The organism is Pseudoalteromonas sp. SG41-2, assembly GCF_014164535.1.
Lineage (GTDB): Bacteria > Pseudomonadota > Gammaproteobacteria > Enterobacterales > Alteromonadaceae > Pseudoalteromonas > Pseudoalteromonas rhizosphaerae.
In genome coordinates this window covers 54,440-68,049 of the sequence record NZ_JACJFK010000017.1, presented here as the reverse complement: position 1 = coordinate 68,049, position 13,610 = coordinate 54,440, and the positions used below count along the sequence as shown (strand labels likewise).

The 13,610-nt window shown below is 42.3% G+C and carries 16 protein-coding genes; all 16 read right to left on the bottom strand.

From position 1 onward, the window contains the following. Nucleotide 1: 1 nt before the first annotated feature. The 16 genes from alr to rnr all read right to left on the bottom strand — a co-directional run bounded on the left by alr (nucleotide 2) and on the right by rnr (nucleotide 13,599). The gene (alr, locus tag H5186_RS14495; RefSeq protein WP_182784528.1) at nucleotides 2-1,081 is read right to left on the bottom strand and encodes an alanine racemase; all 1,080 of its coding nucleotides are present in this window, start codon (nucleotides 1,079-1,081) and stop codon (nucleotides 2-4) included. Then, nucleotides 1,081-2,460: a replicative DNA helicase gene (gene dnaB / locus H5186_RS14490; protein WP_145237015.1), complete on the bottom strand. Its 1,380-nt coding sequence runs from the start codon at nucleotides 2,458-2,460 to the stop codon at nucleotides 1,081-1,083. Before dnaB ends, alr begins: the two co-directional genes overlap by 1 nt. A gap of 100 nt (nucleotides 2,461-2,560) precedes the next feature. Further along, a complete protein-coding gene (locus H5186_RS14485; protein ID WP_182718071.1) occupies nucleotides 2,561-3,505 on the bottom strand; it encodes a DUF4097 family beta strand repeat-containing protein in 945 nt (314 codons plus the stop codon). Nucleotides 3,506-3,516: 11 nt separating this feature from the next. Then, nucleotides 3,517-3,999 (bottom strand): hypothetical protein, encoded by a 483-nt coding sequence (locus H5186_RS14480; protein ID WP_182718070.1) that lies wholly within the window; start codon nucleotides 3,997-3,999, stop codon nucleotides 3,517-3,519. Next, a complete protein-coding gene (locus H5186_RS14475; protein WP_182718069.1) occupies nucleotides 3,986-4,537 on the bottom strand; it encodes an RNA polymerase sigma factor in 552 nt (183 codons plus the stop codon). Before H5186_RS14475 ends, H5186_RS14480 begins: the two co-directional genes overlap by 14 nt. 191 nt (nucleotides 4,538-4,728) lie before the next feature. Then, a complete protein-coding gene (locus tag H5186_RS14470) occupies nucleotides 4,729-6,561 on the bottom strand; it encodes a hypothetical protein (protein WP_182784526.1) in 1,833 nt (610 codons plus the stop codon). Continuing rightward, nucleotides 6,561-7,085, bottom strand: coding sequence for a PilW family protein (locus H5186_RS14465; protein WP_182784524.1), 525 nt, complete (start codon nucleotides 7,083-7,085; stop codon nucleotides 6,561-6,563). The genes H5186_RS14470 and H5186_RS14465 overlap by 1 nt, the downstream gene beginning before the upstream one ends. Further along, nucleotides 7,085-7,498 carry a prepilin-type N-terminal cleavage/methylation domain-containing protein gene (locus H5186_RS14460; protein ID WP_145236995.1) on the bottom strand — a complete coding sequence of 138 codons (414 nt, stop codon included), beginning with the start codon at nucleotides 7,496-7,498 and terminating at the stop codon, nucleotides 7,085-7,087. The genes H5186_RS14465 and H5186_RS14460 overlap by 1 nt, the downstream gene beginning before the upstream one ends. Further along, on the bottom strand, nucleotides 7,498-7,947 hold the full coding sequence (locus tag H5186_RS14455; RefSeq protein WP_145236992.1) for a GspH/FimT family pseudopilin: 450 nt from the start codon (nucleotides 7,945-7,947) through the stop codon (nucleotides 7,498-7,500). Before H5186_RS14455 ends, H5186_RS14460 begins: the two co-directional genes overlap by 1 nt. A gap of 2 nt (nucleotides 7,948-7,949) precedes the next feature. After that, entirely contained in the window at nucleotides 7,950-8,375 is a 426-nt protein-coding gene (locus tag H5186_RS14450) for a type IV pilin protein (RefSeq protein WP_182784538.1), read from the bottom strand. A gap of 289 nt (nucleotides 8,376-8,664) precedes the next feature. Beyond that, the gene (rplI, locus tag H5186_RS14445) at nucleotides 8,665-9,117 is read right to left on the bottom strand and encodes a 50S ribosomal protein L9 (protein WP_145236982.1); all 453 of its coding nucleotides are present in this window, start codon (nucleotides 9,115-9,117) and stop codon (nucleotides 8,665-8,667) included. Nucleotides 9,118-9,153: 36 nt separating this feature from the next. Then, nucleotides 9,154-9,381, bottom strand: a complete 228-nt coding sequence (rpsR, locus tag H5186_RS14440; protein WP_002962753.1) for a 30S ribosomal protein S18 — start codon at nucleotides 9,379-9,381, stop codon at nucleotides 9,154-9,156. Between the two features lie 12 nt (nucleotides 9,382-9,393). Next, on the bottom strand, nucleotides 9,394-9,711 hold the full coding sequence (gene priB / locus H5186_RS14435; protein WP_145236977.1) for a primosomal replication protein N: 318 nt from the start codon (nucleotides 9,709-9,711) through the stop codon (nucleotides 9,394-9,396). 54 nt (nucleotides 9,712-9,765) lie between these two features. Next, nucleotides 9,766-10,107 carry a 30S ribosomal protein S6 gene (rpsF, locus tag H5186_RS14430; protein ID WP_145236974.1) on the bottom strand — a complete coding sequence of 114 codons (342 nt, stop codon included), beginning with the start codon at nucleotides 10,105-10,107 and terminating at the stop codon, nucleotides 9,766-9,768. A 253-nt stretch (nucleotides 10,108-10,360) separates the two neighbouring features. Then, nucleotides 10,361-11,107 carry a 23S rRNA (guanosine(2251)-2'-O)-methyltransferase RlmB gene (gene rlmB, locus H5186_RS14425; RefSeq protein WP_182794615.1) on the bottom strand — a complete coding sequence of 249 codons (747 nt, stop codon included), beginning with the start codon at nucleotides 11,105-11,107 and terminating at the stop codon, nucleotides 10,361-10,363. After that, complete coding sequence (gene rnr / locus H5186_RS14420; protein ID WP_149980633.1) at nucleotides 11,104-13,599, bottom strand: ribonuclease R; 2,496 nt, start codon at nucleotides 13,597-13,599, stop codon at nucleotides 11,104-11,106. The genes rlmB and rnr overlap by 4 nt, the downstream gene beginning before the upstream one ends. Between the last annotated feature and the right edge of the window lie 11 nt (nucleotides 13,600-13,610).

Here is a 13,610-nt window from a genome sequence, read left to right as displayed (position 1 = left end):
ATTACTCTAAATATTCATAGCTTACCCGTGGGGTAATATTACAGACTAACTCGTAAGGGATTGTCGTGGCACATTGGGCGATTTCTTCAACGGGTAATTCTGGGCCCCACATCACCACCTCATCGCCGACTTTGATGTCATCAGCATTTTCACCAATATCAACACTGATCATATCCATAGAGATGTTGCCAGCAATACCATAACGTTTGCCAGCAATCACTACAGGTGTGCCATGTCTAGCATGGCGCGGATAACCATCACCATAGCCCATGGCAACCACTGCAAGCTTAGTCGGCTGAGCACTTTGCCAACAGCCACCATAACCAACACCTTGCGCGGCATCAACATCGCGAATTGCAATGACCTTAGTGGTTAAGCGCATCACTGGCTTCAGCTGATGGTCTTTGCCAGAAGTGTTAAGCATTGGTGATACACCATACATCATCAAGCCTGGACGTACCCAGTCGCCATGACCTGCAGGCCAAGCTATAATACCAGCCGAATTTGCTAAACAATGTGCTTGTTGTTTGCCTTGCACTAATGAATCAAACAAAGCAATTTGCTCAGCTGTTTTGGGATCATTAACATCATCGGCACTGGAAAAATGCGTCATTAAATTGATTGTATCTTTAGCGTTATTCGTCGCTTGCAAGCGCTGATAAAAATCATTCAACTGCGTTGGTGCAATCCCTAAACGATGCATACCGGTATTGATTTTTAACCAGCAACTGATTGGTTCATCGAGCTTTGCATTTTCAAGTGCCCTGAGCTGATTTTCATCATGGATAATGGTTTGAAAGTTATTGGCTAATAAAATCGGCAAATCATCTTGATGGAAAAAACCTTCCAGCAACACAATAGGCTTGGTCAGCCCACCCGCCCGCAGTGCGAGCGCTTCATCTATTCGTGCCACAGCAAATGCGTCGGCATCATTAAGGTGCTGCGCTATTTTTACTAAACCATGACCATAAGCATTGGCTTTTAATACCGCCATAACTTTACTATTAGGCGCAAACTGTCGCACTTGCGCTAAATTATGAGCAAGTGCTTGTAAGTTAATTTCGGCAATAGCTAAACGCATTAGTAATCATCATCTACAGCAGGTCCGGCGTAATTATCAAAACGCGAGAACTGACCTTGGAAAGTTAAACGTACTTTACCAATGGGACCATTACGTTGTTTACCTATGATAATTTCAGCAATCCCTTTCTCAGTACTGTCTTCGTTATATACTTCGTCGCGGTAGATAAACATGATTAAATCGGCATCCTGCTCGATAGAGCCTGATTCACGTAAGTCGGAGTTAATTGGGCGTTTATCGGCACGCTGCTCTAGAGTACGGTTTAGCTGCGACAGTGCTACGACTGGGCATTGGAGTTCTTTTGCTAATGATTTAAGTGACCGTGAGATTTCAGCAATTTCTAAAGTACGGTTATCAGAGAGGCTGGGAACGCGCATTAGCTGCAAGTAATCGACCATGATCATACTTATCCCACCGTGATCACGAGCAATACGACGCGCACGTGAGCGAACATCTGTTGGAGTTAGACCTGATGCATCATCAACATACATCTTTCCTTTTTCCATCAGTAGCCCCATGGTTGATGAAAGACGCGCCCAATCGTCATCATCCAATTGACCGGTGCGCACTTTGGTCTGATTAATTCGACCAAGGGATGCCAACATCCTCATCATAATCTGCTCCGAGGGCATTTCTAATGAGTAAATAAGCACAGGCTTATCTTGTGTCATTGCGGCATGTTCAGCTAAGTTCATCGCAAATGTGGTTTTACCCATCGACGGACGGGCGGCCACAATGATTAAATCTGATGGCTGCAAACCAGTGGTCATTTTATCTAGATCGGCATAACCGGTACTTACCCCCGTCACACCATCTTGTGGCGACTGATACAACTCTTCGATTTTATCGACTGTTTTTTCTAAGATGCTGTGAATACTTTGCGGACCATCGTTACTTTTTGTCCGCTGCTCAGCAATTTTAAACACTTTACTCTCTGCAAAGTCGAGTAAATCGTGGCTGGTGCGCCCTTCCGGATTGAAACCTGCTTCGGCTATTTCATTGGCAACGCCAATCATTTCACGTACCACAGCACGTTCGCGTACGATATTCGCATAGGCGTCGATGTTCGCCGCACTTGGCGTATTTTTAGCAATTTCAGCTAAATAAGCAAAACCACCGATACCACTGAGTAAATTCTTTTTCTCTAAGCTCTCTGATATGGTGATCAAATCGATTGGATCGCCTATTTCAGCAAGCTCGACCATGGCTTCAAAAATAAGCTTATGGGTACGTGTATAGAAATCTTGCGAAACGACCAACTCGGCAACACGGTCAAAGGCTTGATTATCAAGCATTAAGCCACCTAAAACAGATTGCTCTGCTTCAATGGAATGAGGAGGAACTTTAAGAGTGTCGACTTGTTTATCTGGTTTAGCCATAACTTCGCAATACTAACAATGAATGGCCTCTATTCTATCTACTTGGCTACGTTGTGCAAAGAGCAAAGCAGGATTTCTTTTCCTACTTTGCTACGGGAGATTACTTTTGCTTACGTAATTCTATGCGCCCACTGATAGTGTCTATTTCAATATCAGCATCACCACCATTAACCGCAAACTCCAATTCACTTGATGGCCCATATTTCGCTTTTTTAACTTTATCGTCACTCAACTCATTAATAATTTTACCATTGGCATGCGCTTCAATTTCAAACCGCGCAGAAACATCCGTCGGGAAGTAAAAATCGGCATCGCCACTAACAGATTCATAAGTAATTTGCGCACCTTTTAGTAACTCATTAATATGTATTTCACTCTCACCATTTACCGTGCTAATACGTAAGCTTTTTAATGCCTGAAAAGCAAAGTCGATATCGCCATTAACATTCTCTAAGCGAACTTCTTGAGCTGCTGTTTTGGATTTAATATCACCATTGACAGCAGTAAAGCGCAGCGTGCCTTGTGAGTCTTTGTCATTAATTTCGCCGTTTACGGTTTCATAGCGTATATCACCTTTTAAGCCTATCGCACTGACATCACCATTAACGGTATCCACAGTAATATTGCCACTGATGTTTTGTAAGTTAATATCACCATTAACGACATCAATATCAGCCCCGGCGATCAAATTTTTAGCACTGATAGTGGCGTTAACACCGGTAAATTCAAGTTCGCTGCTATTTGGCATATAAATAACTAATTGAGAACCATCGCCACTATTCCAACCGTTATTATTGTTACGCGGCATTTTAACGATAAATTCGATACGATCTCCTGCCACTTCTAAACGATACCCTTGTGCTTTATCATCAAGCTCACCGGTGATCTGTAATTGTGATTTATCCCAGCCCTCAATACGTACATCACCGCGTTGGTTATCTATAAAAATACGCTTATTAGCGGGCACCTCAATTTGTTCATTGATTTTCTCACCAGCAGAGGCGAAAAACGGCAATAAAGTTAGTGCTAATAGTAATGTTTTCATGGTTGATACTCCTAAATTTGTTGCCACTTCGGTGCATGCACCTTATTGATTAGATCTAATTGCTGCTGATAAACCTGTGCGAGCATTTTTAATAACGCTGGATTCTCAGGCTCATTGTCGAGGGCTTGCTTTATTGCCCGCTCAGCGTCCTCTAATTCTGTTAATTGCTGTTGCCAGTTATCTGTCAATGCAGGCTGATTTTGATATTGCACCAACAAGGTTTGTTTTTGCTGGGTAAAATAGTCACTCATCACCACACTTGTCGCAGGCTCAGAGCCGGAAAACAGCAACTGCACGGTTAATAAAGCCGCCACTGAGCATGCTGCCACACCCGCTAATTTAGGCCACAGCGCAGCTTTACCTTGCGCCTGAGGAGCATGCGTTAATGCTTTTTCGATACCTGGCCATAAATCTTTTTGTGGTGAGATCTCTAACTCAGTGTTATTGATTGACTCAGCTAAAAATGTTTCAAAATTAGGCTTACTCATTTTCATACCACTCTTTTAATAACTGACGGGCGCGATGAAATTGCGACTTACTAGAACCCACTGCCATTCCTAACATAGTGGCAATCTCTTCATGGCGATAACCTTCAATGGCGTGCAGCACAAATACCATACGAGCTCGCTCAGGTAGTCGTAATACTAACTTGTCGAGTCCATTTAGACCTTGGCAATCTGTTGCGCTTTGTTCATCCATACCGCTTTGCTCGAAGCTCACTACTTTTTGCAACCAATTCTTATGTTTACGTAAATAGCTAATCGCAATATTACTGGTGACACTGTGCAGCCAAGTTGAAAACTGTGACTGCCCTTCAAAGCTAGCGATTTTATGCCACAGCTGCACAAATACTTCTTGAGTTGCATCTTCGGCATGTTCGCGATCTGCGAGTAACCGTAAGCACAATCCATAAACCCGCTTTACATGTAATTCATAAAGTGCAGCATAAGCATTTTGATCACCGCTTTTTACACGGGTAATAAGTGCATCTTCGCTTAGCTGTGTAAAAGCATGTTTTGCATCTATCAACATCGTTGATGTTGTCCCTTTATGATTATTATTATGAAATGAGTATACCTAAGCACTCAGGAAATACGATCTTTCAGAATTTTAAGTTTCTTGAATAGTTAGACGTGAGATGTAAGTGAAAAGGTTTAAATGACATGAAATTATTTTTAACAAAAAACGGCTAACTTATCAGCTAGCCGTTTTATCAAGTGGTTTTATAACGTTGCTTCTGGGGGATCTTCTTCGGGCCCTTCAGTGGTTTTTTCCGGTACTTTATATGACCAGCCAAGGAAAACTAATTTGCCGTCAAACGCGCTGCCCCCACCACTACTTATATTTGCTAGATTTGAATCATGGTGAATACCACCTTTGCCAGACGCTGAAACCGTTTTGCCCCGAATTGAGCCACTGAAACCACCATTAGCGACGACTTTAACATCAGTCTTTGGCGCATAGATGGCTGCATACAAATTAGCATCAGCATCAATATCAATACCATTGGCTTGTTCATTGCTGGAATAAATACTGAATACCGGTTTACCAGTTTTGGTTAACCCATGCTTCATTGTGATCGACCCTGGAGACGCTTTCAATTTTACTTTACCGTTGACATAAAGGCTTAAGCTGCTGCCTTGTGCTATATGGATCTCTGAAGCGCCTTCCATCATGAAGTGACCATTTACTATCAAGGTTACATCACCACCCGCGACTTTTAAAATGCCATTATTTAATGAGAAGTTACCTGCTTTTAATACTTTTACATCAACAACGTTCTCAATTGTGTTTAACGTATAATTAAGTGTCGCAGGACGTGCGCCTAACCACTTTTCCCATACATAATCACCTTGATTTTCAATCTTAGACTGAGCTATCTCAGGCGTTAACTCGTAGATAACACGTGTTTCTGGCTTATCAGAGACTAGTGTTGAACTACCGTGTTTCACAATAATATTTTCGCCGCTAGGATCAACCAGACCATCAACAACCGTTGTTATATTTATTGAATCGCACTGTGTTTGCCCTGCTGTAAAATTATCAGGATCTTGAAAAGGTACCAACTCAACATTTGGTGATACATTATAACGTGGATCTGAATAAGGAATACCACCTTGTTCAAGGTGTGGTGCTAAATCTTTTGCGTTTAATTTGCCGCCATATAAAACGTCTAAGCCGTCATTATTTCTATTTTCTAGCACAGTACTCGCACTGTTATTAGGGAAGTTAAGATCTTTATTTGCTCGAACTACGCCTAATATTTTTCCTTGCCTCCAGGTAACCCCTCCCGCCGATAAAACATCTCCGCCTACAGCTGTATCAAGTGGAAAACCATCGGGTAAAACAGGATCAGTCGATACTGTAAAGTTCGAATCGATTGTAATATGGTTATTTGCACGCAATGTGCCTGTGATTGGAGATGAGCCGGAAAAAGTAATACTGCCAGTCGCATGAACACTTCCCCAAATAGTTGAAGCACCTGATAATGTAACATCCTTATCTTTATAAACCGTGCCTATGACAGCGCCAGCCTCAGCCTTGTCAGGATCGTAATCCCCTTTACTTGAGTCATAGCTATCAATTCGACCACTGGCACTGAGTGACACCCCTTCACAGCCCACAATTGCGTTCTTAAAAACAGAGCCTCCTTTACCTGGCGTAAATCCAAACCGTGCGACTAAATTACTTTGTGCATCACCACCATAACGCTCACCCAAGCTGATGATTTCCAGCTCTCCAGCAGCATTTTTACTAATACTGGCATTATAAGTTGCATCTTCGCCAATTAAGCCGCGGCCTGATGCTGTGCCTGTCGCTGCGATCAAGCCATCGATATCTAAGGTTTTATCATCTGAAAAAGCTTGCTGTAATAACTTAGCTTCTTCGAAAACACCTTTTTCAGCGAGTAAACGGCTATTTATTTTCTTTTGAAAATTGCCACTCATACGCTCTTGAATAATATTTTCACGCAATGAATTAAGTACCACAATACTCGCCATACTGGTGAGGATAAGTACTGTTACAAGCGTAAAACCACTTTGTTTTTTAGCCATTACACACCACCAAAAGCATTGTTTAAAATAACATTAGAGACCGCAATATCAATGGCAATAGTGTCTCCAAATTGCGCAGGTAAATTCTCTGGGCCAACATGAATAGTGACAATGTTATTATCAATTGCAAAACTCAACTGGGCGACTCCCGTCAATAACCGCTCTGCTGGAGCTGCTCCTAATGTACACATTAAATTATTGCCTACTAGGCTATAAACTTCATTTATATCAGCTGTTGATACACTGCCATTACAGGTGATAACCCCAGCTGGCTGAGTAACAGTAATTGCCGAGCCATCTGCTGCAACCAAAGGTGCGCTTGGTGTTTGTTTAATGCTACGCGTAAAAACCTTACTTGTGTAACGTATTACTTCTTGCGCATTTTCAAGCTCTTTACTAACTGAAATAGTGCCTTTAATAGCTGAGTATGAAAGGCTAACTCCAGCTAGTAGGAATGAACCAGCGGCTAGAGCCACCATCAGTTCTACAAGGGTATAACCTCGCGGACGATAAATTGCCATCATCAAATACACCCAACTGGTAGCTCAGGGTAACTAGCATTTAAGGTAATTTGATTTTCTAATTGAGCAGGGTCTTGTTGCTTGATCCGCTCATCAGCCCATGAAACTGTGATTTGCATATCATGCGCATACGCCGCAGGTAAGCTCAGCTGATAATCATCGATTTGCGGGTCTAAAGAGGCACGAAAGTTAGCATCCGTGAATAAAGCCGGATTCGTCGTTTGTAACTCACACAAGCGAGGCCAAATACGCTCTAACGTATTTTGCCCTTGCACCAGCGATACAGTGTAATTAAAACTGTTGGTAGCATATTGTAGCGATTTGAGCTGAGCTGCTGCCAACCCAAGTAAAGCAATACCGGCGATAACAACCGACAGCATCACTTCTAATAATGAAAAGCCACTTTGTTTAATCATTATGCACATGCTACTGATTTTTCAGCTAACCAATTTTGGCCACTTTTTAAAATGCACAAGTAATAATCTACTGTTTTATCATTGTCATCTTTAATTAAAATTTCGCTCGCCGCAGATATTTCGCCACTTGACCACACGGTACGATCAACTAAACCAACCGTTACACCATGATGTTGGATGACGAATTCTTTTAATACTGTATCAACACCATCAACAGCTGCTGTTACCTGCCATTTATCGCCACTTACCACTAGTTTAATCTCACGATCACGTTTTACCGCCTCACTGCGCGCATATTTATACACACTATTGAGCTGATTTGCGGTGGTAATAACCCGATCTTGCATGATTTGCTGGCTAAAAGAAGGAAACGCTAATACCGCCATAATCGCAACGATCCCAACCACAATCATCAACTCCACTAATGTAAAACCGGCTGTTCTAGTCATTGTTACTCCCAGCAACTATTAGCATCAGCTGATTGTGTGCCATCATGCTTAATCACTAATGCACCACAGCGATCTCCTGATTGGGCAGAACCGATTTTTGGGGTTGCAGTTAATGTAAATGCACGACTTTTAAAATTAGCATCCGCTGCAGCACCACTAACACGGTTTAGCGCTTTATAAGTAAAAGTATAAAAATCTGTATTTGTTGCCGTATCAAAAGCGTTTGGATAACCACCATTACGTGAATAAATACGCTCTAATACTGCACCATGTTGCAACATAACTTGTTGAATATCGGCACGGCGACTACGCTCCATATGCTCAATATATGAAGGCATAGCTACACTGTATAAAATACCTAGAATAGCTACGACTATTAATAACTCGATTAATGTGAAACCAGAAAAAAGCTTCGTACTTCTCATCATCTGCTCTTTCAATTTTTACATCCTTAACACTATGCTCAGTGCACAAACAATATACATTGACAGCGCTGTCACTGTCAACAATCTGTAATCTAATTACAATGTCGCTACATTTTAATAGGTATAAATAATTAGTTTTTACTTTAGATCAAACAATACCAGATAAAAAACCTAAAAAAGGGACTTTAATCAATATTTATGTTGAAAATGATATGCTAACTAGTGATATGGATGATAATAATAAACAAAAAAGCCGTGCTTTTCAGCACGGCTTTTTTCGCTTAATTAAAAATTAAGCTTCAGCGATTACGATTACTTTGATAGTAGCCGTTACTTCTGAATGAACTGCGATTGATACGTCAAATTCGCCAGTCTCACGGATAGTACCTAGAGGTAAACGAACTTCTGACTTAGCAACTTCAACACCAACAGCTGAGATAGCGTCAGCGATGTCGCGAGTACCGATAGAACCGAATAACTTACCTTCGTCACCGGCTTTAGATACTAATGTAACTTCAGCTAATGCTTCAAGCTTATCAGCGCGTGCTTGTGCAGCAACAAGCTGGTCAGCGATTTTCGCTTCAAGCTCAGCACGACGTGCGTCAAAAGTTTCAACGTTAGCTTTAGTTGCAGGAACTGCCTTACCTTGTGGGAAAAGGAAGTTACGTGCGAAGCCAGATTTAACTACAACCTGGTCACCTAGGCCACCTAGGTTAGCGATCTTATCTAGTAGAATAACTTGCATGTTTCTACACCTTTTAAAAACGTGTTAATCCGCTGCTTACTTATGTAAGTCAGTGTATGGAAGAAGGGCTAAGTAGCGAGCACGCTTGATAGCAGTTGCTAGCTGGCGCTGGTATTTAGCGCTAGTACCTGTAATACGGCTAGGTACGATTTTGCCACTTTCTGTAACATAGTTTCTAAGAGTAGCTAGATCTTTATAATCGATTTGTTGTACGCCTTCCGCTTTAAAGCGGCAGAACTTACGACGTCTGAAATAACGTGCCATGAGATAAATTCCTCAAATAATTCTTTCTATATGCTGAGCATGCAAAACCAATTGGCTAAGGCCGTTACGACCTTCGTGACGATTTAAAAAACCGCTCACTTGCAATGCCTGCCCAACGTGCAAATGTTGAGTCTGTTGTTGCATTTGCTTACCACTAGCAACCACTTGAAGCCGAACATAACTATTACGGTTAAGGTCTGCTTCAACTTGCATTGATTTGTGTTCTACAACAAAAATACAATGCGGGATACCAGCAGGGCTTTGGCTAAACTTAGGTGTTTTACAAACAACCCCAGAAATAACCAGCTGATTCATAAAAGGACTGACCATATGGTTTACCTTAAAATTCTCGCTGATCAAGCGCCATGCTTGGACTCAAAACAATTAAGCAGCTGGTGCTTCTTTCTTCTCTTCTCTTACAAGAGGAGATGCTTCAGTTACAGCGTCTTTAGTACGCATAACTAAGTTACGAAGCACTGCATCGTTGTAGCGGAAAGTAGTTTCTAGCTCGCTGATTACTTCAGTAGGTGCTTCAACGTTCATAAGAACATAATGAGCTTTATGAAGCTTGTTGATTGGGTATGCCAGTTGACGGCGGCCCCAGTCTTCAAGACGGTGGATAACACCACCAGCTTCAGTGATAGAACCAGTATAACGTTCGATCATACCAGAAACTTGCTCACTCTGATCTGGGTGAACCATGAATACGATTTCGTAATGACGCATGGATATTCCTTACGGTTAATAGAGCCTTCTACCGTTTCAGCCGGTCGGTTTAAGGCAAGGAATTAATATTAAATAGGCCGAAATGAGCGCGCATTTTACGCTTAGTCGGAAAATTAAGCAAGTAGGTTTTTTAGCTTTAAGTGGTAAGTTGAAAATCAGCTATCAGCTCAAAAAGAAAAACCATGCTTGTTAACTCAAGCATGGTTTCAAATTTTATCTCTAAACTGACGGCTACAAGCTTAAAGCTTTTCTTTTATGGCTGTGTCGCATTTCTCTGACGCAGTACTTCAAACAAACAAATACCTGTGGCAACCGATACATTTAAACTTGATACAGTGCCTGCCATTGGGATTTTAACTAACACATCACAATGTTCGCGCGTTAAGCGGCGCATACCTTCGCCTTCAGCGCCCATAACAATCGCCATAGGGCCAGTTAGATTGGCATCAAATACATGAACATCGGTTTCGCCAGCAGTACCAACAACCCAAACACCGGCATCTTTAATTTCACGTAAAGTACGGGCAAGATTGGTGACTTGGATCAGCGGTACTGTCTCAGCTGCACCACAGGCAACTTTACGCGCTGTGCCATTTAGTTTTGCTGATTTATCTTTTGGCACAATAATGGCGTGAACACCGGCAGCGTCAGCACTACGTAAGCAAGCACCTAAATTATGCGGATCTGTTATGCCATCGAGAACCAGTAAAAATGGCGTTTCTTCACGCGCAATGATTGCATCTAAATCTTTTTCATTGAAAGTAGGAGCTGCGATAACATTAGCAATAATGCCTTGATGCTGTTCACCCTTTGATTTGTTATCAAGGGCTTTGCGCTGCATAAACTGCACTGATATACCAAATTTACGCGCTTCTTCAATAATTGGAGATAAGCGTTTATCATCACGTCCTTTTAGGGCATAAATTTCAATAAAACGCTCAGGCTCACTTGCGAAAATTGCTTCAACAGAGTGAAAGCCAAAAATTAATTCATTACTCACGTATCACTTGCTCCTGAACTCTTACTTTTACGGGCATTTTTGCCGGGTCTTTTCGGCTTTTTCACGGCCTTTCTCTTTGGTTTTTTTGCAGTCGTTGTAGTGCCAGCATCCGCTGATTTTCCTGTAGGCTTCTTTTTACCTCGACTGGCACTGTTTTTTTTTGGCTTTGGTTTTCCCTGATCAGAACGACCGCTAAGTTCACCAGGCTCTTTCGCGTCAGCTTTTTTACCTGGTATTTTGCCACGTTTTAGCTGCGAACGAACACTTGCCGGCTGATGCCCTTTTGCATCACCACGACGACGCGCGTATCTGTCTTGTGCAACATCGCCACTGAGCGTTAAATTGATGCGACGCTCATCTAAGCTTACCGATGCCACCTGAACCGTGACTTTATCGCCTAAACGATGAACTTTACGAGAATGCTCACCAATCAAGCAATGTTTAGCGCCATCATATTGAAAATACTCATCGCCTAAATTAGTGACATGGATAAGGCCATCAATTTGTAAATCAGCTAAGCGAATAAACAAACCAAAGTTAGTAACCGATGAGATCACTCCTTCAAATTCGTCGCCCACATGATCTTGCATGTATTCACATTTCAGCCAATCAGCTACTTCACGGGTTGCGTCATCTGCACGACGCTCCGTATTCGAACACTGCTCGCCCAATTGCGCGACTTCTTCGTCACTATAAACATACGCACCCGACGTAACCATACCTTGGGCTTTCAAAATGCCTTTAATCGCACGATGTACGACTAAATCTGGGTAACGACGAATTGGCGAGGTGAAATGTGCATATTCACCTAATGACAAACCAAAGTGACCGATGTTTTCAGCTTGATATACTGCCTGCTTCATCGAACGCAGTAGCATAGTTTGGATAAGTTCAGCATCAGGGCGGTCGCCAAGCTTGGCTAACACATGGGTAATTTCTTTTGGTGTTGGCTCATCACTGAGTGTTGATTCAATACCCAACTCTGATAAAAACTGTCTAAAGTTAGCCAGTTTTTCTCCATCTGGTTCAGCATGAACACGATAAAGCGCGCTGGCTTCGTGTTTTTCAAGCATTTTAGCCGCAGACACATTGGCTAAAATCATACATTCTTCAATCAGCTTGTGGGCGTCATTACGCAGCACCGGCACTATTGATTCAATCTTACGCTGAGCGTTAAATACAAAGCGTGTTTCAAGGGTTTCAAACTCAATCGCTCCGCGCTCTTGGCGGGCGGCTTTTAATGCCATATACATTTGCTGTAAATCAGTTAAATGTGGCACGACCGGTGCGTATTCAGTACGTAACTTCTCATCACCTTGTAAGATAGCGTTTACTTTGGTGTAGGTTAAGCGCGCATGCGAATTCATCACCGCTTCGTAAAAGCGATAGCCTGATAATTTACCTTCAGCCGATACCAGCATTTCTGCGACCATACATAAACGGTCAACTTTTGGATTTAATGAACACAAGCCATTGGACAATACTTTTGGCAGCATAGGAATAACTTGTTCAGGGAAATACACTGAGTTACCACGTTCGATTGCCTCGGCATTAAGTGGGGTATTCATTGCGACATAATGGGATACATCAGCAATCGCTACCCATAACCGCCAACCACCCGATTCAACAGGCTCACAATACACCGCATCATCAAAATCGCGAGCATCTTCACCATCAATCGTAACCAATGGTAAATCACGTAAATCGACTCGATTTTGCTTGTCACCTTCTTCGACAAACTCACCTAAGTGTTCAACCTGCTTTTCAACCGCTTCTGGCCATACATGCGGGATATCGTGATTACGCAGTGCCACTTCAATTTCCATACCAGGGGCTAAATGCTCACCCAGTACATCAATGATTTTCCCTACCGCATTCATATTACGATTAGGGTTTTGGGTAATTTGCACTTGCACCATTTGGTTGTGACGTGCGCCGTTTTCACTGCCCGGCAAAATAATAATATCTTGGGTGATACGTGGATCTTCCGCCACCACCACTGCTATGCCGTGCTCAACAAAATAGCGACCTACAATTGGTGCTCGCTCGCCAGTCAGCACTTTAATAATACGCGCATCGCACTTGCCGCCGGAGCCTCGTTTGGTGCCTTTAGCCAGTACTATGTCGCCATGCAGCACCGAACTCATTTGATGCTTGGCAATAAACCAGTCTTTACTTTCGCCTTCGACTTCTAAAAAGCCAAACCCGTCACGGTGACCGATTACTTTGCCTTTAACAAGCCCAGCTTCATCAATTAAGGCGTAGCATTTAAATTTATTAAAGAACAGTTGACCATCACGCTCCATGGCACGTAAACGACGCTTAAAAGCAATTTGACGCTCATCATCGTTTACCGCTAACTCCTCACATAATTGATGAAAATTAGCAGGCTTGGCACGGTCTTTTATATGAGTAAGTATAAACTCACGACTTGGGACAGGGTTTTCGTACTTTTCTTGTTCTCGACTGAGATTAGGATCTTGGTTTGACATTCACTATCTTG

What these genes read in the sequence shown, in the direction of transcription:
- H5186_RS14455 (WP_145236992.1), bottom strand. Translation starts at nt 7,947, where the DNA reads ATGACTAGAACAGCCGGTTTTACATTAGTGGAGTTGATGATTGTGGTT.
- H5186_RS14475 (WP_182718069.1), bottom strand. Translation starts at nt 4,537, where the DNA reads ATGTTGATAGATGCAAAACATGCTTTTACACAGCTAAGCGAAGATGCA.
- priB (WP_145236977.1), bottom strand. Translation starts at nt 9,711, where the DNA reads ATGGTCAGTCCTTTTATGAATCAGCTGGTTATTTCTGGGGTTGTTTGT.
- rplI (WP_145236982.1), bottom strand. Translation starts at nt 9,117, where the DNA reads ATGCAAGTTATTCTACTAGATAAGATCGCTAACCTAGGTGGCCTAGGT.
- H5186_RS14470 (WP_182784526.1), bottom strand. Translation starts at nt 6,561, where the DNA reads ATGGCTAAAAAACAAAGTGGTTTTACGCTTGTAACAGTACTTATCCTC.
- H5186_RS14480 (WP_182718070.1), bottom strand. Translation starts at nt 3,999, where the DNA reads ATGAAAATGAGTAAGCCTAATTTTGAAACATTTTTAGCTGAGTCAATC.
- rnr (WP_149980633.1), bottom strand. Translation starts at nt 13,599, where the DNA reads ATGTCAAACCAAGATCCTAATCTCAGTCGAGAACAAGAAAAGTACGAA.
- rpsR (WP_002962753.1), bottom strand. Translation starts at nt 9,381, where the DNA reads ATGGCACGTTATTTCAGACGTCGTAAGTTCTGCCGCTTTAAAGCGGAA.
- dnaB (WP_145237015.1), bottom strand. Translation starts at nt 2,460, where the DNA reads ATGGCTAAACCAGATAAACAAGTCGACACTCTTAAAGTTCCTCCTCAT.
- alr (WP_182784528.1), bottom strand. Translation starts at nt 1,081, where the DNA reads ATGCGTTTAGCTATTGCCGAAATTAACTTACAAGCACTTGCTCATAAT.
- H5186_RS14485 (WP_182718071.1), bottom strand. Translation starts at nt 3,505, where the DNA reads ATGAAAACATTACTATTAGCACTAACTTTATTGCCGTTTTTCGCCTCT.
- H5186_RS14465 (WP_182784524.1), bottom strand. Translation starts at nt 7,085, where the DNA reads ATGATGGCAATTTATCGTCCGCGAGGTTATACCCTTGTAGAACTGATG.
- H5186_RS14450 (WP_182784538.1), bottom strand. Translation starts at nt 8,375, where the DNA reads ATGATGAGAAGTACGAAGCTTTTTTCTGGTTTCACATTAATCGAGTTA.
- rpsF (WP_145236974.1), bottom strand. Translation starts at nt 10,107, where the DNA reads ATGCGTCATTACGAAATCGTATTCATGGTTCACCCAGATCAGAGTGAG.
- H5186_RS14460 (WP_145236995.1), bottom strand. Translation starts at nt 7,498, where the DNA reads ATGATTAAACAAAGTGGCTTTTCATTATTAGAAGTGATGCTGTCGGTT.